Source organism: Acinetobacter harbinensis (genome assembly GCF_000816495.1).
Lineage (GTDB): Bacteria > Pseudomonadota > Gammaproteobacteria > Pseudomonadales > Moraxellaceae > Acinetobacter > Acinetobacter harbinensis.
The window spans coordinates 323,544-349,509 of the sequence record NZ_JXBK01000001.1; the positions used below are offsets into that span (position 1 = coordinate 323,544).

Sequence of the window (25,966 nt, forward strand, 5' to 3'; positions counted from 1 at the left end):
TGAATGATAAACACTTTTGATTCTGCAGAGTCGTGTCCTTATGCCTTGAATATACGGGGCTAAGCGAAGCATATGCAAGTAGTATTTTGATATTTTTTGAAAGTCCTTATAAAAACTAAGTGATTTAATTTTATTAAGCAAATTAGTTGATAAATATCATATTATTTTTATCTGATCTAAATATCAGTCCTATCCGAAGCAAAGGTTTTTATCTGACTGTATTTGTTGAGTGGTAAAGCTGTAGGCGAATTTTAATCCAAGCATCTGGCTAGCATGCAATATTTTTAAAGTATTGCTCAATTTTAACTTTATTTTTACTTAAGAATCTGTATGCTTTGTGGGCTTCTCGGGGGAGATATTTTTTTCATGAAATTAACACAAATTTTTGCAACAGCATTATTGGCTTCAACTACCTGCTTAACGCAAGCTGCGCCAATCTGGCAAGACTTTAGCATTACCGGTTTATACGGTGAAAATTACGAGTTAACTGCAGAGCCTGAACAAAGCACCGCGACCTTTGAATATGCGGCCAAGCTTCAATATGGTGATTTTTTTGCGTTTGCTGATCGTACCACCAGTGATGGTGAATCAACCACCTATTTTGAAGTGTCACCACGTCTTAGTCTAGGTGCAGTATCAGGTCAGAAACTTGAACTGGGTCCAATTAAGGATGTCTTGATTGCGACCACGTGGGAAGGTGGTGAAAATAACAATAACTATCTATACGGTATTGGTTTTGACTTGGCCATTCCCTACTTTCAGTTTGCGCAATTAAACTTCTACCGCGCCAATAATGATTTCCAAAAAGACGATTATCAACTGACCTTTTCTTACGGCGTGCCGTTCAAACTGGGCAATGAAGACTTCTTAGCGGATGGATTCTTAGATTGGTCCACTGCAGAGCAAGACGAAGTTAATCACGCCAGTGAACTGAACTGGACCACGCAGTGGAAATGGAATGCCGGTAAACATATCTCACCAGATACGCGCCTTTATGTTGGTATTGAGCACTCGGTATGGCAGAACAAATACGGCGTTAAAGGTGTAAACGAAAACAACGTCAGTGCTTTGGTTAAATATCACTTCTAAGACCCAACATTTAAACTTATTAAAGCAAGATTTCGATCTTGCTTTTTTATTGCCTGAAAATAGGATTATTCCTACACTATAATCTTTATTAAATTGGTCTCTGCCATGGACTTTCATATCCGCTGTGCCCAAATACAAGATTTAGCGCAGATCTTAAGTATTTATAATGCTGAAATTCGAACGGGAACTGCAAATTGGAATGAACATGAGAAATCTTTAGCTGATTTTCAGCATTGGTTTAATGCTCTACAGCTGCAGCAGTTTCCTTTATTTGTGGCCGAAGATCAAATCTCTAAAAAAATTGCGGGCTATGCCGATTACGCAGCTTTTCGACCTATTACTGGCTTTCAGCACAGTGTTGAACATTCTGTTTTTATTCATCCAGATTTTACCCGCCAAGGTTTAGGTCAGGCCTTAATGCGAAAACTCATTGATCATGCTCAGCACAATCATATTCACGTTATGATCGCTGCAATTGACGCTGAAAATACAGGCTCTATTTTACTGCATGAAAAGTTAGGCTTTATTCAAAGTGGCTATATGCCGCAAGTGGGGAAAAAATTTGGACAATGGCGCGATTTGGCTTTTATGCAATTAATTCTTTCATAAGCTTATTTTCAGAATATAGTGTCTAAAAGAGCGAAAAAAATGAAGCGTCCGCATATGAATACATACATCCTAATCTGCCTTCCTGTGCTTGCTGCGCTGGCGAGTTCACAGGCCGATGCACAACTCACCTTTGAGCAAGAGTTACAACAGGGATGTGCCAAAGTGCAGCAATATGCATTAGCGGGTAAAAAATATTATGACCAAAAACAGTATCAAAAAGCCTTGGCACAATTTAAAGATCAAGCGGCTTGGACTTCATTTTGTTTAATAAATTCAGAAGAAAGTGGCATAAAACTGTCCGATCGAGATGGTGTAATTGCCAATAATAATGTCGGTTTAAGCTATGCCAAGCTGAATCAACCGCTTTGGGCGCGCGCATGGTTTATGCGAGATGCAAAGTCGCCACAGAGTCAATTTAATTTAAAGGCATTAGTGGTGCCTAAAAGCTCCACTCAGCTGCACGGAAGCTATGTCAGCCCGAGCGGTTTTGCACAATGGAATACGATTAAAGTTCAGAAAAGTAAAAAATCCTATCATATTCATTTTGAAGGGTATTACTTTCCCCTTCGCGGCTTAATTTATGGGCCCAATTTAGGTGCCTTTGATATAGACATGCCGCTTGATCGACAAAAAGTGGTCTACCAATATGAAAATTGCCAAATTGCCTTAAGTTTTGCTTTTGACAGCCAAAAAGGACAACACATTGTGGTCACTCAAAACTCAGTTGATGCCGATTGTGGTTTTGGACACAATGTCTCTGCAACGGGGCATTATTTAAAAGTAGAATAACAGTCTTAAATCGAATCTTTATTTTTGATCTATAACCGCAAGATAAATTCATTTTTCTGAAACTTCTATTAGGTATCTTATAAAAAAAGCCCACTGGGTGAGCTTTTTTTGAGATCTATTCGACTTAAAACAACTACACCACTAAATCGGCTAAATTACCTTTTTGCTCTAACCACGTTTTACGATCGCCAGCGCGTTTTTTTGCCAATAATTTATCCAGTAAACTGGTGGTTAATTGCATGTCATCTAAATCGAGCTGCACCAAGCGACGCGTATCTGGATCCAGTGTGGTTTCACGCAATTGACTGGCGTTCATTTCCCCTAAACCTTTAAAACGGGTAATTTGCGGCGATTTGCTTTTGGCTTTTTTCAGCGTGGCTTCCAGTTCCGCTTCATCTAAGGCGTAATGCACATCTTTGCCATCATCAATACGGAACAATGGTGGCATGGCCACATATAAATGCCCCGCTTCCACCAAGGTTGGGAAATGTTTGACAAACAACGCACACAATAAAGTGGCGATATGCAAACCATCCGAATCGGCATCGGCCAAAATACACACTTTGCCATAACGCAGTTCAGACAAGTCATCACTGCCGGGATCAACCCCAATGGCGATGGCAATATTATGTACTTCTTGTGACGCCAATACTTCGTCAGACGCCACTTCCCAAGTGTTTAAAATTTTCCCGCGAATCGGCATGATGGCCTGAAAATTTTTATCACGCGCTTGTTTGGCCGACCCACCAGCAGAATCCCCTTCTACAATAAACAGCTCAGATTCTTCCAGAGTATGTCCCACGCAATCGGACAATTTACCCGGCAACGTTGGCCCTGCGAAAATTTTTTTACGTTCCACTTTTTTGGCGGCTTTTAGACGACGGCCGGCTTTGGCAATCATCATTTCTGCCAATTGCATGGCGGTGTCTGAGTTCTGATTTAACCACAGCGCAAAAGCATCTTTGGCGATATTCAGCATCAAACCCGAAGCTTCACGACTCGACAAACGCTCTTTGGTTTGCCCAGAAAATTGTGGCTCTTGGAATTTTAACGACAGAATATAATTGACCCCATCCCAGACATCTTCAGCGGAGAGTTTTAAATTGCGCGGCAATAAATTGCGCAGTTCACAAAACTCTCGCATGGCATCGGTCACACCTGAGCGCAGACCATTGACATGCGTGCCGCCTTGCGCAGTGGGAATCAAGTTGACATAACTTTCTTGAACCTGTTCGCCGCCCTCAACATTCCAACAAATAGCAAACTCAGCGCGCGCACGTTCGACCTCAGCCGTGGCCACAAAAGCAGGATGCGGCACAATGTCGCGATCCTGCAATTCATCCATCAAATAATCAACCAGACCATTTTCAAATTGCCATTCAATTTTTTCATTATTCATCTGATCGATATAGACAATTTGTAAGCCAGCCGCCAAAACTGCTTTGGCTTTCAGATTGTGTTTCAGCGCTTTTAAGGCAAATTTGGGTGAATCAAAATATTTGGCATCCGGCCAAAAATGTACCATGGTGCCACTGGCACGTTTCGGCGCTTTACCGGCTAAGACCTCAAGTGCTGAAACCGGTTCACCATGCTCAAAAGCCATTTGGTAAACATTGCCTTGGCGCTGTACAGTAACTTCGACCCGATTGGACAAGGCATTGACCACCGAAATTCCCACACCATGCAAGCCCCCAGAAAATTGGTAGTTGTCGGTGCTAAACTTGCCGCCGGCATGCAGTTTGGTCATGATAATTTCGATACCACTTTGCCCATATTCTGGGTGAATATCGATTGGCATACCGCGGCCATTGTCTTCAACCGACAACGAACCATCCTTATAGACAATAATACTGATTTTATTGGCATGTCCAGCCAGCGCCTCATCCACTGCATTATCAATGACTTCTTGTGCCAAATGGTTTGGGCGCGTGGTATCGGTATACATGCCGGGACGACGACGTACCGGATCTAAACCAGATAAAACTTCAAGTGATTGAGCGGTATATTGAGACACGTTGTACGGTTTCCTTATTTGATACAATCCGATAAAAACTGTAAGACCATCGGTATTTTGTCTGCGAAATTATCCATCGCATGTTGGCCATGTGTTTCGGTGATTAACAGCGAGCCTTTTGAGCCGCGGCTATAATAGCGCTGTGCTTCGCGATAATCCAAGATTTCATCACCTTGCTGCAATAACACTAAAATTTTGTCCGCATCTCTAACCGATGAGACCGCCATCTGTTGCAGCTGCTGAAGTTGCTGCGCATCTAAAGTCCACTGCGCATTCACCACATACGGTATCTGTGCTGAGCCAAATAAATCATCAAACAGTTGCCATGGTCGCATAGCCGGATTAATTAAAACAGCCGGCACGCCATATTTTGCGACCAATTGTGTCGCATAAAAACCGCCTAAACTACTGCCAATTAACCCCACGTCTTCTAAACTCTCAATTAGCTGGGATAAATCAGCTACGACCTGCTCGGGTGGTTGATTTAAATCGGGCAAATACAGCTGTATATCTTTTTGCTGCTGACAATATGCGTGTAGAAGTTGGCCTTTAAAGGACAAGGGACTACTTTGAAAACCATGTAAATAAATAATATTCATCTATTTTTTTAAATATCAGGGCTGAAATATACGAAATAAGTGCAAAAGCTGATCGCACACAACAAAGTGGCTTTAAATCATGATATAACCGGAATTGTTAGACAAAAAATCCCATAATTCAAGTGTGTACTGGTTATGGTTAAAGCTTAAAAAGATGAAAATTATTCAATTAACCAGCAAATTCCAAGAACAAATATAGCGCCTGCAGCACAGCATCAAAAAAAGGATAGGATTAAATGCCGAGTTTAACACCATTGCATGAAACCTATTGTATATGGGACAGCACGCCTCCAAGTCAAGCTGATTTATTAGAGGGCTTGGCACAAATGCTGACGACACCGTTAAGTGATGCCATTCCCGATCTGATTCAAGTGATTCAACGTGAAATACTCAACAACTGGTTTGGCATGAGCGAATATCGCCTCAAAAAATTACAAAAAATTCGCTATATTGATAAATTTCATCGTTTCTCCTATGACAGCTTGCTTAACTCTGGACATTATCTGCTTGCCCCTTTGCTGCGCCAAGCCATTGAAAAATTTCCTAAATTACACAATAAATCATTAACCGCCTCTCAGCATCGAATAGTCGGTATTTTAAATGGCATTTTGGGCGATTATTTATCCCGAGATCAAAATCCGATTGCCCTGCCGATGGTGTTATATGACCACTACGGTGAAGTGCAAAAAGGCGATCTCTCGGGACGTGTGGTGATTTTTGTACATGGCCTGTGTATGAATCATTTGTATTGGTCAAACCCACTGCATGGCGGAATTGGCGAGAAACTATTGGCTCAGCGCGACCACAACACCATGCTGTATTTAAATTACAATACCGGACGACGTATTTCAGCCAACGGCCACAGTCTGGCCAACACGCTACAAGACTTGCTGCATCGTAATCCACTGATTACCAGTATTGACCTGATTGGGCACAGTATGGGCGGTCTGGTACTGCGCAGTGCATTGTTTTATGGCAAACAGAGTCTGCATCAATGGGTGCATCTGACTGAGAATTTGGTCTGTTTAGGTTCGCCGCATCATGGCGCAATTTTAGAGCGTATGGGCTTTATGTTGCAGGATCAATTGGGCTATTTGCCCTTTGTAAATATCATTCGTCATTTGGTGAATAGCCGCAGTAACGGTATTTTAGATTTACGTTATGGCAGTGTCCGTGATGATGATTGGGAACACCATCCCGCGCGGATTGGCGCTATGGATGACAACCGCAAACCGGCACCGCTGCCCGCTCATATTAATGTCTTTTTCTTGGCCGGCTGTATCAGTGATGCGCATAAAAAAAATCGCTCTACAAACTTATTGGGCGATTATTTGGTCAGTATTGACAGTGCGTTGGGCGAGCATCCCAATCCGCGCTTTCAATTGAAACTACCGCAATCTCATAAAGCGATTTTTTATGGCTTAAATCATTTTCAATTGCAGTCTCATTCAAGTGTGGCCGAACAAGTGGCAAAGTGGTTTTATCCGCCAAAAGATCAGCAGGCATTTGAACAGATAGAAGAATATACCCTACAGTGGCAAGACTTGGCTGGCATTGCCTTAACTTAAATTAGGGCTAAAAAAACCACCGTTGAGGTGGCTTTTAAAGGAGTTTTTTATCTTTTCTTGGCGGGTTTGTGGGTTAAAAAAGGATAATCGCGCAGCAATTGCCATACACAGATCAACAACAAGCACGCGAAAAACAGCAATGACCACACCGGTAGCGAGAAACCGAATAAACTCCAGTCCACCGCAGCACATTCTCCTGAACCGGTGAGCACTTGCTGAAAGACCGATTTAAGCGGCAAGGTTTCTAACCAGTAGTCCAATCCTGGGCCACAGCTGGGCACCTGATCGGGCGGTAAGTTTTGTAGCCAAACATGCCGTGCAGCCACGGCAGTCGACCATAAAATACTTAAACTGGCCAAGAATACATAACTACGCCGACCGGCATTGCTGGCCGGATTATGCAGAAAAGCCAGCAGAGAAATCAGTCCCATCCCCATGAGGCCAATCCGCTGAAACACACAAAGCGGGCAAGGCTGTAGACCCTGACCATGTTCTAGATACAATGCAAAGGCCATGCCCAATACACTGGCTAAGAACAAAAAACCATTCACGAAGCGATAACTCCACTGCATGGTACATCCTCTTCTTTTTTATCGATAATCGGCAAGATATTGCTCAAAACTGAGCGTATGGTCTTGTTCCAGTTGTTGTTGTTGCTGTAAAGACTGTTCAACCAAACCATCAAAGTAGGCCAAGGTATCGGGACTTAATGGATGCTGCTCATAGCTTAAGGCATGTTGCTGTGCCATCGCGCTGCCAAAGCTCCATGTACCACCGCTGTGCAAGGTGTCCGCAATCACTTGTGCAGATAAGGTTTCTTGCACCTCCTCGACACGTTTGGACATTTCCGTGCATGCTGCGCTGTACAGTGTTGTGGCATAACTCTGATCTAACAGCGCGGCCAACGGCTGCATGTTACGCAGCTGCACACGTGACCACTCTTCAAGGGCGTGCTCACCTTGGGCATCTAAAATACAAGCATTCGGTGCGCGGCCACGATTGACCACTTCAGCTTGATTACGCTCAATCTGCTGTTGCTCTGCCTCCAGTAAATCTGGGCTGTCTTGTAATAAACAATGCAGCGCCAACACCTCTAAAAAGCCAGCCGTGGTTTCATCAATACCAATTGGGCTATACGGATTCACATCGACTGCGCGTAATTCAACATAGGCTACGCCGCGGTTTTGCAGCGCCTCAGACGGGGTTTCTCCGGCTTGCGGCACTTGTTTGGGCCGAACCAAACTGTAGTATTCATTTTCAATTTGCAGGACGTGGTCATTAATTTGAATTGGCTCACCCTGTTCATTACTCAAACCCAAACGACTAAAGGGTAAATACGGCGTTTTAACCGCTTTTTGTAGCCCATCTAAATAACCGGTTAAATCATTATAATGAATACCCAGTTTTTTCTGCGCTGTATTTTGATAGCCAAAATCGCCCATACGTAAGGCAGTGGCATACGGCAAGAACAGTGTGCCTTTTAATAACGGCAATAAATGATGCTCACGGCCGGTCATAAAGCACTGACACACAGACGGACTGGCACCAAGCAAAAAAATCACCAATGGGCTTAAACGAATAAAATTACGAATTAAGCCAAAATAACGATGACTACGATAATCCTGTAAGCTTAAGTTTTTTAAGTGCTCATCCGTTTCATGCTGTTGTAAGGCTTCAAATACGCTATCAGGGAAAGATAAATTATAATGCACGCCAGAAATGGTTTGCATACGGCGGCCATAACGCACGCCTAAGCCATGACGATACAAGGTCTTAAAACGACCAATATTGGAGCTGCCATATTGTGCCAAACGAATGCTGTCATCCGAGTCATCCAGCATACACGGCATCGACAAGGGCCAGAGTTTTTCATCATGCTCTAAATGACGATGCGCGATGGCATGTACATCCGTTAAATAATCTAAGGCTTTTTGAATGCTGTCTTGTGGCGGCGTAATAAATTCCATCAAGGCTTCAGCATAATCAGTGGTGATATGCGGATGTGTTAAAGCTGACCCCAGTGCTTTTGGATGCGAGGCTTGCGATAAAAAACCAGTGCTTTGCATACGCAAGCTTTCACGCTCAATACCACGCAACATGCCTTTAAATAGCGAAGAATCCACCCAAGTGGGTAACACAACTTGAGCGGGCGATTCGGGTTGACTCATTACAATCTCGCTTATCGGAAGATAACTACTAAAATAAAATCATCAGTTTATAGCAGTATAACGTGATTTGCTGCTGTCACATTATCGGCCATAGGCGTTTCAAGTAAAACGTCTATTTTATTTGTGGGCAATTTTTATCACAAAGTTACTCTATAAGACATCTGAATTTTGTGATTGTATTGAAGAATAACTGCTAAGAAATTGTAAATATTATGAATTATCTCAATATTTTAGAATTTTGGTTTAAAGCGGACACACAAGCCTTATGGTTTGCTAAAAGTGTTGATTTTGATGCATTAATCAGCGAAAAATTTAGTGACATTCATCAACAGGCAGCACAAGCAGAACTGTGGTCTTGGCGTAAAAGTGCCGAAGGTCGCTTAGCAGAGATTATTATTCTGGATCAATTCTCACGCAATTTATTTCGTGATCAAGCCGCCGCCTTTGCTCAAGATCCGATGGCACTGATACTGGCGCAAGAAGCCATCAGTTTGGACTTAGACAAACAATTAAGTCCAGAACAACGGGCATTTTTATATATGCCGTTTATGCACAGTGAATCAAAAGCAATACACGAATTTGCCTTAAAGCTGTTTCAGCGACTTGGTGAGCCCGTCAGCTTAGAATTTGAGAAAAAGCACAAACAGATTATCGAGCGCTTTGGACGCTATCCGCACCGCAATCAAAGCTTAGGTCGAATCTCGAGCGCTGCAGAACTTGAATTTTTAACCCAGCCGGACAGTCGGTTCTAAAGTGCTGTGCTGGCGTGATGTAACACAATCCATTGATATGGAGGTTGAACATGAAAAATCATATCCTCAGTCTGGGTTTGGTGGCATTTATGGCCTTATCGGGCTGTGCCATGACCCCGTCAAAACCCCTCACTTTTGACCAACTCGGTCAATTTAGCAGCACGCCTTTAAACACTCAGTCCTATCGGATTTCGTTTATGGCCCGTTCTAACATGAGCTTTGCCACCGCACAAGAAGTGACCTTGGTTAAAGCTGCACAAACCACCGTACAAAACGGTTTCCGTTATTTTAAAGTCATCGATGATCCGAGCAATCGTACGCAACCACCGCGTCAAGCCGTGGTTTATCCAGCGCCACGCTATATGCCGTACGGTTATTATGGTCGTTATCCAGGATTCTGGCCTGATCCGTTTTATGATGTACCGCAAGTGGTCAATATTGATCCCACCCAAGTGTCCTACACCATTCAATGCTATAAAGATCAGCAAAAATCACCCAGTGATGCCTTCGATGCACGGTTGATTTTACAATCCTTAGGTGCAAAATACGGTCTAAATAGCAACGGCCAAATGCTCACAGCACCCACCACTACGGCTCAGTAAATTTATCTTATCTTTTTATAGGACCACTGCATGAACACAGCGCCAATCGCTCCACCCGCCAGTTTGCAACGCAGTAAACGCTTGGCCAATCTGGCGTTAATTTTGGCCCTGTGCACATGGGTGGTGCTGATGGTGGTGGCCAAACTGCTGCCCGATTATGTCTGGCTGATTCATATTTTAATGTTGGCTGCAGAAGCCGGTGTGGTCGGGGGTTTGGCCGATTGGTACGCCATTACGGTTTTATTTCGCAACCCTTTTGGCAAAATACCGATGCCGAAATTTTTGCTCGATCACACCGAAATTATTCCACGCAATAAAGCCCGTATTGCCGAATCCATGGGCCGTTTTGTACAAGAAAATTTTCTATCACCACATGTGGTGAAAAAAAGTCTGCAAAGCACAGATCTGAGTTTAGCCATGGGGCAATGGCTGGCCAAAGCTGAAAATAATCGTCAAGTCACCCAAGTTATTCAGCACAGTGTGCCGAAAATTTTTGAATTTGTCGGTCAAGAACAAATCGGTCACTTTATTCAAAACAACAGTGTGCAATGGGTACGCAATACCCAAGTCAATACACTGGCCAGTGAAATGCTGCGTGCAGTACTTGAAAATGACTTTCATCAAGATGTATTACAGCGCGGATTAGATTTGGCCCACGGCTGGGTTACCTCACACCCACAACAAACACGTGAACTGACCCAAACCTTATTTAAAGAATTGGGCGTGTGGAAATTGGCCAAAGGCGCCAGTTGGATTGGCATTGATGTGCAAAAACGTACCATTGATTCTTTGGTGGAGCGGGTTGAGTCGATGTTGGCTGACCCACAACATCCATGGCGACAAAAAATTGAATACATCGCTCAGCAGTGGATGCTGGATTTGGCTGACAGCAGCAGCGCCGCCAGTGAACGCTTAAACCGCAATAAAAATGCCTTACTCGATAGTCCACAAGTGCTGAGTTTTATTAGCGGTGCAGTGGTGATTTTATGTGACGCCATTAAAGCCGACTTACTGAAGGCAGATTCAGGCATCGCTGAAAACCTACGCATTGCCCTACAACAGGTTGGTGAGAACATGATCTCCAACACCGCAGTGCGTGAGTTACTTAATCAGCAAATGAGCACGATGGCCGTCAGTTTAAGTGACCAATACAGTGAAAAAGTGATTCTCTTTATCAGCGAGCGCATTCACGAGTGGGATTCAAGTGAAATGATCAACAAAATTGAACATGAAGTCGGCGGTGATTTACACATGATTCGCGTCAATGGTGTGGTGGTGGGCGCTTTTATTGGTTTGGTGCTTGGGGTGATTCGCGCTTTGGTTGATCTGGCTTTTTAAGCGCGCAACCTATACGACTAGATGCAGGCTAAACCCCGCCTGCAGTTTAGCGCTTTCTATTTTTTCAAAATGACATGCCCGAGATCTCGGCAAAGTCTAGGCGCGGGAGTGCGCTCTATAAAATTATAAAATATCAGTCCAGCAGTTTAGATGCAGAGTGCATTTATTGGGGATTGATCGGTGGAATGTCCACCACCAAACCAGTGAGACGACGCACAAAGGGCAAAATAATCAGCACAATTGGAAAGGCAAAAGCCCAAGAGATCATCCAACTGCTTAACCAGATCTGCATAAAACCTTCAATCCAACCTAAATTACGCAACAGATTAATCAAGGAAATAATGCCACTCATCAAGCATGATAAAAACAAAGGCAGAATCCAAGCGGCGTATTTTGCCGGTAGTTTAGGAATATTTCCGACAATCATCGGGCGTGAGCGCTGCATGTCAATCTCGTTCATTTCAAAGACTAAATACTATGCCATAAACCACACACAACAGCGCCATTTTTGTGCTGCAGCTTGACTGATCCAGCCAAATAACCATGCCACTTTTATTCAATACAAATGGGTTCACCTAAAGGCAGTGAAATTTGCTATATTTGCTGTTTTTCTGCGACATTTATTTTTCGACTGATTATGAATACGGCCATCCAAGCAGCTCTCGATCATGCAATACAGTCCCTTCAAGCTGAAGGCGTACTCCCATCTGACTTTAAGAACAGTGGTAACCTCACTCGAACCAAGGATCGAAGCCACGGCGATTTTGCATCAAACATTGCCATGATCGCATCTAAAGCTGCGCACATGAAGCCGCGTGATCTTGCAGAAAAAATTCTCACTCATCTTCCTAACGTGGCCGATATCAGTAAAGCTGAAATTGCCGGCCCAGGCTTTATCAACTTCTTTTTAAATGCCGACCAACGCTTTATAGTGCTTGATCAAATTCAAAGCCAACAGGCCACGTTTGGGCGCAGCCAAGTCAATGCTGACAAACGCATTCAAGTGGAATTTGTATCGGCCAATCCCACCTCAAGTTTACACGTCGGCCATGGCCGCGGTGCAGCCTACGGTATGACTGTTGCCAACTTATTAGAAGCCACTGGTGCGCAAGTTGACCGTGAATATTATGTCAATGATGCTGGCCGCCAAATGGATATTTTGGCCACCTCGACCTATTTACGTTATTTAGAATTAACCGGTCAAGCATTGGTTTTTCCTAAAAATGCCTATCAAGGCGACTACGTCAAACAGATTGCACAAAGCATTATCGATCAAGATGGCGCGGCTTATGTCCGTCCGGTGGCGGATGTTTATCAAGATGTGCCCGAAGACGTGCAATATGCCGCAGAATTAGATCAAGATGGCAATAAAGTGGTGCTGTCCGGCGACAAAGAAAAACATATTGATGGGCTAATTTTCAATGCACAACATTTAATTAGCACCGGTTATCGCGTTTTTCTACAAGCAGCTTTAAAAGCCATTTTAGATGACATTAAAGATGATCTGGGTGAGTTTGGCGTAACCTTCAATCAATGGTTTAGCGAAGAATCCCTCACTGATAAAATTGCTGAAGCACTGCAAACTTTAGATCAACGTGGTTTCCTCTACGAAAAAGACGGCAACATTTGGTTTAAATCGACTGATTTTGGGGATGAAAAAGACCGTGTGGTGAAACGCCGTAATGGTCAAACCACTTATTTTGCTTCTGACATTGCCTATCATTTGAATAAATTACAACGCGGTTATACCGATATTATCGATATTTGGGGTTCAGATCATCACGGTTATATTGCCCGTGTTAAAGCCGCAATTGATGCTTTAGGTTACGATTCGAAAAAACTCACCGTCTTGTTGGTGCAATTCGTCAGCTTATGGCGTAGCGGCGAAATGGTACAAATGTCCTCACGTTCAGGCCAATTTGTCACCTTACGTGATTTACGTAAAGAAGTCGGCAACGATGCGGCACGTTTTTATTATGTGATGCGTAAATCTGAACAACACATTGACTTTGACTTAGACCTTGCTGTGTCGCAAAGCAAAGACAATGCGGTGTACTATATTCAATACGCACATGCACGTATTTGCCGTATGTTGGAAAAAGCGGCAGCGACTGCAGTGAATTTTAATGCTCAGCAAGCACGTGAATTTGCAGCTAAACTCGATTTAGATGCCGAAACTGAAATTTTAGCCAAATTGGCGGCTTATCCTGAAATTGTAGTTCGTGCTGCCAACAGTTACGAGCCGCATCAAGTGGGTAACTATTTGAAAGAATTAGCAGCCTTGTTTCATGCATGGTACAACGAGCATAAAGTGCTCGGTGAGGATGCAGATCTGACTCAAGCACGTTTATTGCTTTCAGTAAATGTACAACAAGTTTTGCGCAATGGTTTAGAATTATTAGGCGTTTCTGCGCCCACCTCAATGTAATTAAAATAAAAGGAAGTCCCACGTGTTTGGAAAAACGCAACGCGGTGTCTCTGAGCGACCGAATAAGCCTAAAAAACCCCTGATTCCAACATGGCTTGGAACACTGGTCGTGATTTTAATCGTGTTGAGTTTTGCAGTGGCTTTAATGCTATGGAAACCGTGGGCGCCGGTCAAACCGCAGAATCAGATTAGCACGCAGCATTACCAAGAAGACACCAATAAAGATTATCGTTTTTATGATTTATTGCCGCAACAACAAGTCACGCCTATTCCCGATCAAGCCATGCCTGAAACCAAAAGTTCAAACACGGTGGTGATTGTGGAAGCGCCAAAAGTTGAACCGGCAATCAGCAATGAAACCGAATTGGGACTGGAAAACTCAGAACCGCCTGCGGTGTATCAACCAAGTTATATTCTACAGGTGCGTAGTTATGCAGATCCTGACAGTGCTGATGCGCGCCGTGCAGAAATTATTTTAAATGGGCTCTCAGCCGATGTGGTGAAATCCTCTGAAGGTGGGCAAACATGGTATCGCGTGGTCTCAGGACCTTACGATTCTGCCGATGCGGCCCTCATTGCTCAGCAGACACTGCAACGCAGCGGCATTGACTCAATTGTGGTCAAGCGTTAATCCCTAATCTACAATCAAAAAGGCCCCCTTGCACCACAAACCCTGATCGGTGGCTGTGCAAGGGGGCTTTTTCATGGCTAAGTTGTGACTTAATCCTGACCACTACGCTCTAAAACCGGCGGATTTAACGTGACACTGTCAAGCTGATGATGCAGCACCGACCACTGTTCAAAAGTCAGCCACTGCTCAGAACCCACTTCACTTAAGCGAACCTGTTGGCTCCAATTCACTTCTTGCGCCAAGTCTAAAATTTCTTCACGCACCACAGGCCCTTTAGGCACTGAATCGGGTAACACATAAAAGAATTTAGGTTGAACGGGCTTGCCCATATAAGTATTGGCCTTTTCAACCAAGCCTTGCACTTGATCACTGGCGGCAATTTTCTTACCAGCATCAGAAGCACGGTCCATGGCCACCTTTGAAGAGGACGCCAAGGATTTAGAACCTTCAACAATATTCTCTTTGGCTGACTTAAATAAGGCATTTAAACGTTCGCCATCATCCGTTTTAAAATCTTTTAAAATATGATGTTCAGCATTTTCTACCGATAAATCTAAATAAGGTGCTTCAGAGAAGCCCAAACCATTGGCAATAAAAATGGTCGGGATAGAAGCACGCGTGCTGTTATAGCCTTTGACGCGTGCATTATATTCATTACGCCATTGAGAAATTTCAGCTTCACATTGTTCAATATTGCTAATTAGGCGATGATACTGCTGATCGACTTTTAATTCAGGATAACGCTCGGCCAAACCCTGTAAATTCGTCAGCATCATATTACTGTCTTTATAATTAGAATAAATTGCACTCATTCCAGTTTCTTTAGCCACGCTTAAATGCACCAATTGTTCACTGGCTTGATAGCCTTTAACCACATCCATCAATTGGTTAATCAAATTCACTTTTTTACTAATTGAAACCGAAATATTGGATAAGGCTTCTTTAATGTCCTGTGCTTTTCGTTGTAACGTATTATAAGAAGTCAGTGCCAAATAAATAACTGCAACTACAATGATCAATAAAATCCATTGCCACATAATTAACCCTCGTTATTGTTAATGCGCTTGCGTACAAGCGCATATTTATATTGAGGGTTGATTCTAACGTTATTTATTCAACATTAAACTAAATGACCCATTTTTTGTCCCATCACCACAACTGAATTGGCAGTTAATGCGGTATCCCAAGCAATTTTATCCTGTTCAAATAAAATCACAGCAGTTGATCCCAAATAAAAACGTCCCAACTCTGCGCCTTTTTCAAGGAACAGGTTATGTTGGTTCAGCTCTAAACGACCACTCGGTTTCACTTTGCCGGTTGCCACTGTTTCAATACCGGCCACAATCATGGCACCGACTAAAACCACTGCCATACGACCCAGTTCCGTATCGAACAAACACACCATACGTTCATTACGGGCAAATAAGCCGGGAATATTTTCTGCGGTGATTTGATTGACCGAAAACAACTCGCCCGGCACATATAAGGTTTCCGTCAAAGTGCCAGCGAACGGCATATGTACACGGTGATAATCTTTTGGCGACAAATAGACTGTGGCAAACTGACCTTGCTTAAATGGTTCAGCCAATTGCGGGTCGGCAATTAATTTTTCCACCGAAAAGCTTTGGCCTTTGGCTTGAAAAATTTCGCCCTGTTCAATTTGACCCAGTTGTGAAATTGCACCATCCGCAGGTGACACAATGGCGTTTGCATCCAGATCAATGCGACGCACGCCGTCTTTTAAAGAGCGAGTAAAAAACTCATTAAAAGATTTATATTTCAGCGCATTGCTTTGTTCAGCAATCGACATATCAATGCCATATTGGGCTTTAAAAGCTTGAATAACGGTATTTTTAATCAGCGGATGTTCACTGGCGGCCAGTTTTCCCACCACACGTGATAATTGGTGTTGCGGTACAACACGTTGTGCTTGAATAAATAGTTGTTTTTTTAAACGTGATGTAAAGCTCAAGAGGGTAACTCTCCGGTAATAATGGGACTATCGAGGCGGTTGCCCCATTCACTCCACGCACCATCATAAGCTTGAATAGGCCAACCGAGTAATCGACCCAAAATATAAGCCAACCCTGAACGATGATGTGATTGACAATACACCACCACAGGCTGCTTTAAATTGAATCCTAATTGTTCTAAGCGTTGTTGAGTGCGTTCTAAAGGATGTAATTTTAAATGATTTTCACGGTTAAGGGCAGTGCTCCACTCAAAATGTCGGGCATTTGGAATATGACCGCCGCGTCTTGCGGCCAAACGCAGTCCAGTATATTCCTCAACTGTACGGCAATCCCAGATTTGCGTGGTGTGATCTGTAACTTTGGCCAGTAGCTCTGGATATTCAATGCGGTACTGCTGCAGATTGCTTTGATCCATTTCAAATACAGCTGCAACTGGTGCTAAAAACGGCACTTTAGATGAGGTGGCAAAACCGGCACCAAGCCATGCGTGAATACCGCCATTGAGCAAACTGACCTGATAAAAGCCCAAACAATGTAAAGTCCAAATCAAGCGCCCTGCCCATGCACCGCCTTCATCGTCATATACCACCACATGATGCTGTGCTGAAATATTTAAATAATCAAGCAATGCTTGTAAGCCTTCAATATCGGGTAATAAGCCTGAGGCCTGTTCTTCTTGGCGCACCAATTGCTTGGGTTTAACATGAATGGCATGCGGAATATGCAGTTGATCATACACAGAGCTGCGGCATAGATCGACAATGCGTAAATTTTCATGCCCGATATGCGGCAGTAAATCTTCTGCTTCAATCAGTAAACCAAAATCAAATGGAGATACAGTCATAGTTTTTAAATTTTATTTAGATCAACGCTGACAATCTTAGCACAACTCATTTTCACACCGCGGCTGATTTTCCATTTTCAAGTGCTGGATAATCAGCCCTAAGCGCAGGCTTTATGGTGTTTCGCTAATATCAAACACCTGACGTAAATAGGCCAAGAACGTGTCGTTATCCGTCATGGTTTTGCCCGGACTATCAGAAATCTTGGCCACCGATTGACCATTACACTCCACCAATTTCAACACAATATTCAGCGGCGTTTGCCCCATATCATTGGTTAAGTTGGTGCCAATCCCAAAGCTGACCTGAAAACGATCTTTAAAGTAATGATGTAAATCCCATGCTTTTTCTAAATTCAAGCCATCACTAAAGGTCAACATCTTACTCTTACTGTCAACTTTGAGTTTTTTATAGTGCGCATAGGCTTTATCGCCCCATTCATAGGGATCGCCACTGTCATGACGCAAACCATCAAACAGTTTGGCAAAATACAAATCGAAGTCGCGTAAGAAAGCATCCATTCCCACCACATCGGTCAATGCAATGCCTAAATCGCCGCGATATTCCTGCACCCATGTCTCCAGCGCTGCTTTTTGAAAATCACGTAAGCGCACATCTAAGGCTTGAAAGGCTTGTAAAAACTCATGCGCCATGGTGCCGATAGGAGTAATTCCGAGTTCTTTGGCAATCAATACATTGCTGGTACCACGAAAAATATGGGGCGCCGCTTGATGAAATTCAGCGATCACGTGTTTTTGCCACTCATAGCTATAACGACGGCGTGTACCAAAATCAGAGACTAAAAACGGCGGATCATTAGGATTCTGTTGTTGTTGATATTGTTTCAGCAGCAACATCTTAGCTTGTAAACGACGTTCGCCTTCAAGCAAAACCGCATCACTGCGAATACGACGAAAATACAATTCATTCACAATCGCCAGTACAAAAATTTCAAACATCATCGCTTGAACCATCGGGCCTTCAACCCAAATATCCAAACGACCTTCAGCATCAATACTGGCTTGAATAAAGCGCCGTTTCAGCTGAAATAATTCTAAATAATCAACAAAGTCACTTTTAATAAAACGCAAACTGCGTAAATACTGCAACTCATGGTCTTTAAACTGTAACTGACACAAATAGTCGAGCTGCTGATTTAAATCCGCTAAAATATCGGTCAGCGGATAAACCGTGTCCTCTAAATTACGACAGCGAAAATGATACACACTGTGGGTTTGAGGAAACTTATGCAACACCACTTGTAACATGGTGAATTTGTATAAATCGGTATCTAATAATGAGTGAATAATGGCAGACATAAGACGTTCAATTTTTATCAACTACTGGCATTAAAGCATACTTTTTTCAGTAGAAAACCAATGTTTTAGTAAATCTGTATAACGATGTGCTGTCGCTGGTTAAGCATACTGATGCCGACTCCCATATTGCGCTTTATAGCGTGTGGCAAAAATAGCCACATCGAAGGGCCCAGCTCTACTCATTTACTCAGTATCAATTTAATTTCAGTGCAGAGCTTTAGTACTAACCTGCTACTGGGCAGTTTTTATTTGTTGTCTGTACAGCCGATGCACTTTAGCCTAAAGCCTAGTCTTTGTTACAATCTTGCCGATATTTACAATCAGCAAATGGACAGACGATGCGCGCATTATTACAACGGGTATTAGAGGCCAAAGTGGTGGTCGATGGACAAACCACAGGACAGATCCAGCACGGCATTTTGGTTTTTTTAGGTCTGGGTAAACAAGACAATTTGGATAGCGGCAAAAAGCTGATTGATAAAATTTTGAAATATCGTCTTTTTGATGATCCGCAAGGTAAAATGGGTTGGAACATCACCCAAGCCGGTGGTGGATTATTATTGGTCTCGCAATTTACTTTGATGGCACACACTCAAAAAGGTTTACGACCTGACTTTGGCCCAGCCATGCCCCCCGATGAAGCCAAACTGCTTTATCAACAACTGGTTGAATATACTCAAAGCCAATATGATCAGGTACAAACTGGTATTTTCGCTGCGGATATGCGCGTTCATTTGGTCAATGATGGCCCCGTGACATTCAATTTAGAAGTTGCATAAAGCGATGTAGATTAAAGACTAAAATAGGACTGATTTCTATCATGATAAAAATCAGTCCTAAAAATGGTAGATCGACCATCTAAATACTAAACAATAGGATTAAAGCTTACAGGATTGTAATTATTATAAAGTACTAATAAGTTGAGCACGCTGCATTATAGGCGCAGGAATATCTTGTACTAACATCACAGTTAATGATTGAGTGTTTTTATCCTGAGCAGTAACAGGCTGACCTGCATCCAATACAGCATTCACATCGCTTGGGCTTAAGCTGTACATCGCACCTGTAGCAGGATCCACAATTAGCAAACCAATTAAACCACCGAAAATAATATTAGCCACATACCAACCATTTACTGACCCAGTCACTTGAACAGATTTAGCCTGATAACCTTCTTTCTTAAAACTAACTTCATAAGCAGCCGGTTTAAAATAACCATTACCACGCTTTAAAGTTACTGTGACAGGTGTGGTGCCCGCATGCACTTTCTCACCGGCTTTATTGGTAATAGTAATATTTGCAGTATCGGGTACTGATTTAAACGTTAAAGTTTGAGTTGAACCAGATAAAATACTTGCACATCCAGTCATTGTAATAGACGCAGCAATCAAACTTGTTATCATTAATTTTTTCATAATAAAGCCCCCTAAAAGTGGGGGCATTATTATCAATAAAAAACATAATTACAACAAAAAGCTACTTACCAGTTTTTTCACGAATAAATGAACGTAATGATTTTACTTTTTCTTTAATCGGTTTCGGTAGTTTAGGTGGGATCAATTTAGCCACTTTGTTAAACCACATCAATAAACTAAAATCGCCTTCCATTTTAATGCTGCCATTTTGCATGCCTGTCATAAATGCAGTCGGATCGCCTTTAATTAAAGTTTTGACCCCTTGTTCGCTATTGGCAAATTGCACGGTAAAATCGGCTTTTTCAGCATCGCCAGACAGCGTATCAATATGGCCATTGTTAACCACAATTTGACGCGCAAGGCCTTCATCGGTACCAATTTGAATCCGGAACTGACGCTCATGAATTAATTCAACGAATTTTGGACTGGTACGCGCCAATTGCTTCATCCGTAGAGCCAAACCCGCAACCAGTAAATCAAGCGGATCGGTACTTACATCGACCAGCGGTAATTTTACGACAGGAATCGAAGGAATTTTCATGACATTTAAGCCTATTGTAATTGTGGGGAAATTGATGAATTATCCTACCATAAGTTGTGTTTTTTGAAGTAAGGCTTTGTATAACAATGATGAACAAAGCAAAAAAAAGATGACCCCGTGAGCCATCTTTTTTAAAGGATGAAATTCAATTGATTAGCGACTCGAACATTGCTGTTCTTCTTCATATACCGGCGTATGCTCAATGCAACGACGCTCATGCAAGGCACGCTCGGCACGCCGATCTTCACGCAGCAACAGCATGGCAATCAGTGCCATACTCAGCATCGACGCCGTGAGATAACTGTAAATAAGGGGCAATTCAAATAACGCTTGCATACTCAAGCGAAGCACTTCAACTAAACCCCAAAACAACATCCCTGCACCCATAAAGGTGAATAAACGACGATAAGGCGAGAAGAAAACTGCAATCAACGCAGCTGCTATCAAGCTTAAGCCAATTAAGCTGGCTATATTCGCTGTAAGCATAAAAACCTCCGTCTAAAAATAGCAATTTTGAACCGCTATTGTGATCTAAAGCTCATTCCTGCTGCCTGTACTCAGGACTGGAATAAGCGCATATCAATCTGTATACCTGCATTATGCGTCGTTTTTTCAATAAAAAAAGTCTTGTATTTTTCTAAAGCGACATACGCTGTCGCAAGAGTATTTTGTCATTACATGTTTTTATTTTTAACTTTTTCTACAAGCAAGATGGCCATGGCCTTGGCGTGTCATTACAAAAAAAATCCTGTTTTTAGCCGGCTAAAAAATATTTTTTTGACTTTGATCAAATGCTGTTTTAAGCAGCAATTGATCTTGGCTATTGAGTAACTCTGCTGCATCTTTGAGCTAAAAAACGTGACCCTATAGGTCACGTTTTTATGAATAAATTCAACTATTAGGCACGGCTTAAATATTTATCGTGCACGCCCAAAAGATACAATACGCCATCCAAGCCAACACTGGAAATCGCTTGATTGGCATTTTGGCGGACCAATGGTTTGGCACGAAAAGCCACGCCTAAACCTGCAATTGACAGCATCGGTAAATCATTGGCACCATCACCTACCGCAATGCTCTGTTCGAGTGAAATTCCCATATGATCAGCCAATTCACGTAGCAATAAAGCTTTACGCGCACCATCTACGATATGACCTTTCACTTCACCAGTAACCACGCCATCTTGCACATCTAAGATATTTGCATGTACTTCATCAATCCCCAATTTTGCTTGTAAATATTCTGCAAAATATTGAAAACCACCGGATAAAATTGCAGTTTTATAACCCAAGGCTTTTAAGGTGGAAATCAAGCGCTCCGCGCCTTCAGTGATGGTTAAACGCTCAGCTATTTTAGGCAATACCGCAGCATCTAAGCCTTTAAGCAGCGCCACACGTGCACGGAAACTTTGCTGAAAATCAAGCTCACCCAGCATGGCGCGTTCAGTGATTTCAGCCACTTGTGCGCCCACACCCGCTTCGATCGCCAATTCATCAATCACTTCTTGTTCAATGAGCGTGGAATCCATATCAAAGCAGACCAAACGACGATTACGGCGATAGACGTTGTCTTCTTGCACCGCAACATCGACATTGAGTTCGGTGGATAAGCGTAAACATGCCGCACGCATGGCAATGGCATCTAACATTTGTCCTTTTAAACCAAACTGTACACAAGAACGTTTTGGTGCAGTGAATTGCTCGCCCAATTCAGGGCGTCCAGACAGGCGCGTCACGGTCTCAATATTAAACCCTTGGTTTGAAACGATTTGCGTCACAGCCTGTAATTGTGAGGGCGTTAATTCAGGTGCCAAGGCGGTCACGATATACCGTGTCTGACCGCCTTCACTGACCCATTGATCATATTCTAGGGTAGAGATTGGTTTAAAGCGCACTGTTAAGCCAATATCATGTGCTAGAATCAGGATCTCTTTCATGGCCAAAGCGGTCGCGGTTTGGTCCTCTGAAGAAATAACAATACCTAAAGTGAGTTGGTTATGGATAACCGCCTGCCCTACGTCTAAAATTTGTAAAGAATGTACGGACAATACCTGCATTAATCGTGTAAATTGATTAGGCTGGTCGGGTCCTAAAAATGATATAAGAATGATTTCTTGCATGAATTGACTCGAATTGGCGTGACAACTATTGTAAGAATCATAATCGAATTTGAATATAAATGCCTTGGAAGTTTACGTTGAATGCGCCTAGACAAGGGCTCTTTGCTAGCCTACTGATTGTAAGTTTTGCTTTACACACCTTTTTACTGGTTCTGGCGACGACGCATCAACTCAATGCCAATCGTGCCAGTCAAGGCCAACTGATGACCACGCAACTGGTCACAGACAGCCTATCTGAATTGGAACCAGCCAACACGGTGTCCTTGGCATTATTGGCCGAGCGTTATGCCACTCACCCGAGTGTCGCCTCTATTCGTATTTTAGATGCCAACAATCAGGTTTTGGCCACCGGTGGTTTAACCAAAACCCGTCAAGGCGAAGTCTTTGTCCGCGAAGCCGTGCAAAATGAAAAGAAAGTCGGCAGTATTGAAGTCACTTTGATTCAATCCAGTATTGGCGAAATTTTACGCACCCAGTGGTTGGCTATTTTACTGTCGCTGCTGATTCATGCGCTGTTGTGGGCGGCCTATCGCGCCATTGCACGACCAAGTCGCACCGAGTATTTAGCGCGCATTAACAATGAATCACGCTTAAAACATGAAATTCAGAGCTTAACTCAAGCCTTGGAACAAGAACAACACAATGCAGCTGTGGCGATTGCCAAAGCACAAAATACAGTCAAAGCTAAAGTGAAAGAGGTCAAACCTGTGGTATTGGATGACCATTGTGTTGCCCTAAATATTCAGTTTTATGACCCTAAACAACTGATTGATTCAGTCAATAAAACCGTGTCAGTGCCTTACTTTAATTTATGTCAAATTTTCCTCAATAAAACCACCGAACTGTGTATTCAACATTACAAATTAAACAGCTCGGACATAACAACAGTGCGTAAATTTGATGAGCACGGCGCAACTCTGAGCATGGCCGCAGAAACACCGAATGCGGTGCAATGTTTGGTGATGATCAGTACCGTATTCCAGTTATTATCGGATGTGTTATATAAGCGTTATCGTGCAGAAAAACGCTTTGTGTTACAAACGCGCAGTGCCATTTCTAGCCACGTCGCAGCGATGCAATTAACGCCGGTGCAAGCGGCTGAACGTTTGGTGCATCAATTGACCGCCAAAGAAAGTGCGATTCATTTACCGCAGCTGTTACTCAAAGAAATTTCCGATCGCTATCAATTGGTCAGCCTACCCAACCCCACCAATGTGTTGACGCGGCATGCCTTTATGATGAATGGTATGGACAGTGAAGTGGCCGAATTGGCGCAAAGCTTTAGAACAGAAATCTTAAAGGCCAAACAATCGAAAGCCTCTTAAGTGAAAGATTAAAAAACCGAGCCTCTGCGCTCGGTTTTTTTAATCTTTCAATTCTGCTGAGTCAGTTTGCTTTGCCGTTATTTTAGCATGCTGATTGGCCCAATAACTGGCCAGAGCAGGACCTGAGATATTGTGCCAAAGACTAAAAATAGCGCTCGGTACAGCCGTCATCGGTGAAGCGGCAAAATGCACCGCAGCCAATGCCACGCCCAAGCCTGAGTTTTGCATCCCCACTTCAATGGCCACCGCTTTGCAATCGGCATAGCGTAAATTAAAATATTGACCGAGCCAAAATCCCAGCAGATAGCCCAACGCATTATGCAGCACCACCACGGCCAAAATCAGCAGGCCGGAGCTGAGAATTTGTGCCTTACTGCCAGCAATAATAGCGGCCACAATCGCGACAATGGCCACGACTGAGATCAGCGGCATGACCTGAATATAAAGTTGTACTTTTTGTTTGAAGATCGCGCGAACCATCAGCCCCAAAATAATGGGCAACAGCACCACCTGTAAAATTGAACCCAACATGGCCAGTGCGTTAATTTCAATCCATTGACTGGCCAACAGATAGAATATCGCGGGGGTTAAAATAGGCGCCAATAAGGTGGCCACGGCGGTACAGGTGACCGATAAGGCGGTATTGCCTTTGGCCATATAGGTAATCACATTAGAGGCTGTACCTCCGGGGCAGCAGCCCACCAAAATAACCCCTACTGCAATTTCAGCAGGTAACTGCAATAACTGACACAAGACATAGGCCAGCCCCGGCATCACTATAAACTGGGCTGCCACCGCCACAACCACGGCTTTAGGCTGCTGCACCACGCCTTTAAAATCGTTTAATGTCAGTGTCATGCCCATCCCAAACATAATGATGCCCAGCATCCAAAGAATATATACTTTTAGCCAGACAAAAGCGGCCGGTGCCAATAAAGCCAAAGCTGCAAACAACAGCACCCATAGCGCAAAGGTCTTTTGGATCCATTGGCTAAAGCGCAAAAAACTCGACATGGGTGATATTCCGTATAGATTATTTTTTAAAAAGCGAGCGATCGGGACATCGCCCTCTTATCAACAGTTTCAACAGCATGGGCTTTAAGTCATCAGCGCTTTAGAGTGCTGCCTGCGACACGATGTCTTGCACTAAAATTCGTTTTACGCCCACCGCCAACATTTCTTGCCAAGCCTGTTGTAAGGAGCCATTCAGATCAATGCCCTTGGTGGCATCGGCAATGACATAACTGTTAAAGCCCAACTTACAGGCATCGATGGCGCTCCATGCCACACAGAAATCGGTAGCAATCCCGACAATAAACACGCTATCAATGCCACGCTGTTTTAAATAACCGGCCAAACCGGTCGAGGTTTTTTGATCGGCCTCCATAAAGGCAGAATAACTGTCGATGTTCGCATGAAAGCCTTTACGGATAATCAATTGTGCACTCGGCATGTGTAAATCTGGATGCAACTCTGCGTCTACTGTGCCTTGTACACAATGTGCCGGCCATAACACTTGAGTGCCATATTCTAGCTCAATACTGTCATACGGTTGTTTAGCAGCATGATTTTGAGCAAAGGAGATATGATTTTCCGGATGCCAATCTTGGGTCAGCACAATATTGTCAAAATACTGCGCCAATTGATTAATCTGCGGAATAATTTCATCGGCATGATCAACGGCCAAGTTACCGCCGGGGGTAAAACCATTTTGAACATCGACCACAATCAAAGCACTATTTTTTTGCATACTGTATTTGTCCATTTTTGCGCATAGCATAATCTTGTTTTAGCATATAACAGGACAGAGCAAAGCATTGACACTGATCAGTACAAATCTGACAT

General features: G+C 43.2%; 26 protein-coding genes. 11 read left to right on the plus strand and 15 right to left on the minus strand.

Features of this window, described 5'->3' with window-relative positions; all coding sequences use genetic code 11:
- Window positions 1-366 precede the first annotated feature (366 nt).
- From SE27_RS01615 to SE27_RS01625, 3 genes are all read left to right on the plus strand, one after another.
- On the plus strand, window positions 367-1,089 hold the full coding sequence (locus tag SE27_RS01615; protein ID WP_039620263.1) for an outer membrane protein OmpK: 723 nt from the start codon (window positions 367-369) through the stop codon (window positions 1,087-1,089).
- Window positions 1,090-1,194: 105 nt separating this feature from the next.
- Window positions 1,195-1,698, plus strand: a complete 504-nt coding sequence (locus SE27_RS01620; RefSeq protein WP_039620265.1) for a GNAT family N-acetyltransferase — start codon at window positions 1,195-1,197, stop codon at window positions 1,696-1,698.
- Between the two features lie 54 nt (window positions 1,699-1,752).
- Entirely contained in the window at window positions 1,753-2,487 is a 735-nt protein-coding gene (locus SE27_RS01625) for a hypothetical protein (protein WP_039623731.1), read from the plus strand.
- 133 nt (window positions 2,488-2,620) lie between these two features.
- Here SE27_RS01625 and parE read toward each other — a convergent pair whose 3' ends face one another.
- Window positions 2,621-4,501 (minus strand): DNA topoisomerase IV subunit B, encoded by a 1,881-nt coding sequence (parE, locus tag SE27_RS01630; protein ID WP_039620267.1) that lies wholly within the window; start codon window positions 4,499-4,501, stop codon window positions 2,621-2,623.
- 14 nt (window positions 4,502-4,515) lie between these two features.
- Window positions 4,516-5,100, minus strand: a complete 585-nt coding sequence (locus SE27_RS01635; RefSeq protein ID WP_039620269.1) for a YqiA/YcfP family alpha/beta fold hydrolase — start codon at window positions 5,098-5,100, stop codon at window positions 4,516-4,518.
- Window positions 5,101-5,336: 236 nt separating this feature from the next.
- Between SE27_RS01635 and SE27_RS01640 the strand changes: the two genes are divergently transcribed.
- Entirely contained in the window at window positions 5,337-6,668 is a 1,332-nt protein-coding gene (locus tag SE27_RS01640) for a PGAP1-like alpha/beta domain-containing protein (RefSeq protein WP_039620271.1), read from the plus strand.
- A 47-nt stretch (window positions 6,669-6,715) separates the two neighbouring features.
- Here the strand turns inward: SE27_RS01640 and SE27_RS01645 are convergent, their stop codons facing one another.
- Window positions 6,716-7,240, minus strand: coding sequence for a disulfide bond formation protein B (locus tag SE27_RS01645; RefSeq protein WP_039620273.1), 525 nt, complete (start codon window positions 7,238-7,240; stop codon window positions 6,716-6,718).
- 18 nt (window positions 7,241-7,258) lie between these two features.
- On the minus strand, window positions 7,259-8,836 hold the full coding sequence (gene gshA, locus SE27_RS01650) for a glutamate--cysteine ligase (protein WP_039620275.1): 1,578 nt from the start codon (window positions 8,834-8,836) through the stop codon (window positions 7,259-7,261).
- Window positions 8,837-9,048: 212 nt separating this feature from the next.
- Here gshA and SE27_RS01655 point away from each other — a divergent pair, with 212 nt between their 5' ends.
- The 3 genes from SE27_RS01655 to SE27_RS01665 are packed head-to-tail and all read left to right on the plus strand — an operon-like array spanning window position 9,049 to window position 11,528.
- Window positions 9,049-9,588, plus strand: coding sequence for a DUF924 family protein (locus SE27_RS01655; RefSeq protein ID WP_039620277.1), 540 nt, complete (start codon window positions 9,049-9,051; stop codon window positions 9,586-9,588).
- 50 nt (window positions 9,589-9,638) lie between these two features.
- Window positions 9,639-10,190, plus strand: coding sequence for a CC0125/CC1285 family lipoprotein (locus SE27_RS01660; protein ID WP_039620279.1), 552 nt, complete (start codon window positions 9,639-9,641; stop codon window positions 10,188-10,190).
- A 30-nt stretch (window positions 10,191-10,220) separates the two neighbouring features.
- Window positions 10,221-11,528, plus strand: coding sequence for a DUF445 domain-containing protein (locus tag SE27_RS01665; protein WP_039620280.1), 1,308 nt, complete (start codon window positions 10,221-10,223; stop codon window positions 11,526-11,528).
- 163 nt (window positions 11,529-11,691) lie between these two features.
- Here the strand turns inward: SE27_RS01665 and SE27_RS01670 are convergent, their stop codons facing one another.
- A complete protein-coding gene (locus tag SE27_RS01670) occupies window positions 11,692-11,973 on the minus strand; it encodes a DUF2798 domain-containing protein (RefSeq protein WP_039620282.1) in 282 nt (93 codons plus the stop codon).
- Between the two features lie 192 nt (window positions 11,974-12,165).
- Between SE27_RS01670 and argS the strand changes: the two genes are divergently transcribed.
- On the plus strand, window positions 12,166-13,956 hold the full coding sequence (gene argS / locus SE27_RS01675) for an arginine--tRNA ligase (protein ID WP_039623733.1): 1,791 nt from the start codon (window positions 12,166-12,168) through the stop codon (window positions 13,954-13,956).
- A gap of 22 nt (window positions 13,957-13,978) precedes the next feature.
- On the plus strand, window positions 13,979-14,587 hold the full coding sequence (locus SE27_RS01680; RefSeq protein ID WP_039620284.1) for an SPOR domain-containing protein: 609 nt from the start codon (window positions 13,979-13,981) through the stop codon (window positions 14,585-14,587).
- An 89-nt stretch (window positions 14,588-14,676) separates the two neighbouring features.
- Here the strand turns inward: SE27_RS01680 and SE27_RS01685 are convergent, their stop codons facing one another.
- From SE27_RS01685 to pncB, 4 genes are all read right to left on the minus strand, one after another.
- Complete coding sequence (locus tag SE27_RS01685; RefSeq protein ID WP_052251688.1) at window positions 14,677-15,624, minus strand: LemA family protein; 948 nt, start codon at window positions 15,622-15,624, stop codon at window positions 14,677-14,679.
- An 83-nt stretch (window positions 15,625-15,707) separates the two neighbouring features.
- Window positions 15,708-16,559, minus strand: coding sequence for an archaetidylserine decarboxylase (asd, locus tag SE27_RS01690; RefSeq protein ID WP_039620286.1), 852 nt, complete (start codon window positions 16,557-16,559; stop codon window positions 15,708-15,710).
- Entirely contained in the window at window positions 16,556-17,404 is an 849-nt protein-coding gene (locus SE27_RS01695; RefSeq protein ID WP_039620288.1) for a sulfurtransferase, read from the minus strand. Before SE27_RS01695 ends, asd begins: the two co-directional genes overlap by 4 nt.
- A gap of 111 nt (window positions 17,405-17,515) precedes the next feature.
- Window positions 17,516-18,721, minus strand: a complete 1,206-nt coding sequence (gene pncB / locus SE27_RS01700; protein WP_039620290.1) for a nicotinate phosphoribosyltransferase — start codon at window positions 18,719-18,721, stop codon at window positions 17,516-17,518.
- Between the two features lie 338 nt (window positions 18,722-19,059).
- Here pncB and dtd point away from each other — a divergent pair, with 338 nt between their 5' ends.
- On the plus strand, window positions 19,060-19,500 hold the full coding sequence (gene dtd, locus SE27_RS01705; RefSeq protein ID WP_039620292.1) for a D-aminoacyl-tRNA deacylase: 441 nt from the start codon (window positions 19,060-19,062) through the stop codon (window positions 19,498-19,500).
- Between the two features lie 123 nt (window positions 19,501-19,623).
- Here dtd and SE27_RS01710 read toward each other — a convergent pair whose 3' ends face one another.
- The 4 genes from SE27_RS01710 to serB all read right to left on the minus strand — a co-directional run bounded on the left by SE27_RS01710 (window position 19,624) and on the right by serB (window position 22,796).
- Window positions 19,624-20,136, minus strand: a complete 513-nt coding sequence (locus SE27_RS01710; protein ID WP_039620294.1) for a hypothetical protein — start codon at window positions 20,134-20,136, stop codon at window positions 19,624-19,626.
- Between the two features lie 61 nt (window positions 20,137-20,197).
- The gene (locus tag SE27_RS01715; RefSeq protein WP_039620295.1) at window positions 20,198-20,677 is read right to left on the minus strand and encodes an SCP2 sterol-binding domain-containing protein; all 480 of its coding nucleotides are present in this window, start codon (window positions 20,675-20,677) and stop codon (window positions 20,198-20,200) included.
- Between the two features lie 153 nt (window positions 20,678-20,830).
- On the minus strand, window positions 20,831-21,163 hold the full coding sequence (aciT, locus tag SE27_RS01720) for an AciT family ciprofloxacin tolerance protein (protein ID WP_039620297.1): 333 nt from the start codon (window positions 21,161-21,163) through the stop codon (window positions 20,831-20,833).
- A 412-nt stretch (window positions 21,164-21,575) separates the two neighbouring features.
- On the minus strand, window positions 21,576-22,796 hold the full coding sequence (gene serB / locus SE27_RS01725) for a phosphoserine phosphatase SerB (RefSeq protein WP_039620299.1): 1,221 nt from the start codon (window positions 22,794-22,796) through the stop codon (window positions 21,576-21,578).
- A gap of 77 nt (window positions 22,797-22,873) precedes the next feature.
- Here serB and SE27_RS01730 point away from each other — a divergent pair, with 77 nt between their 5' ends.
- Window positions 22,874-24,121 carry a VHS/ENTH/ANTH domain-containing protein gene (locus SE27_RS01730; RefSeq protein WP_039623737.1) on the plus strand — a complete coding sequence of 416 codons (1,248 nt, stop codon included), beginning with the start codon at window positions 22,874-22,876 and terminating at the stop codon, window positions 24,119-24,121.
- Window positions 24,122-24,160: 39 nt separating this feature from the next.
- On the opposite strand, the gene SE27_RS01735 is transcribed toward SE27_RS01730, so the two are convergent.
- Together SE27_RS01735 and pncA are read right to left on the minus strand one after the other, a co-directional pair.
- Window positions 24,161-25,135, minus strand: coding sequence for a bile acid:sodium symporter family protein (locus tag SE27_RS01735; RefSeq protein WP_039620302.1), 975 nt, complete (start codon window positions 25,133-25,135; stop codon window positions 24,161-24,163).
- Window positions 25,136-25,235: 100 nt separating this feature from the next.
- Window positions 25,236-25,871: a bifunctional nicotinamidase/pyrazinamidase gene (pncA, locus tag SE27_RS01740; protein WP_039620303.1), complete on the minus strand. Its 636-nt coding sequence runs from the start codon at window positions 25,869-25,871 to the stop codon at window positions 25,236-25,238.
- Window positions 25,872-25,966 lie beyond the last annotated feature (95 nt).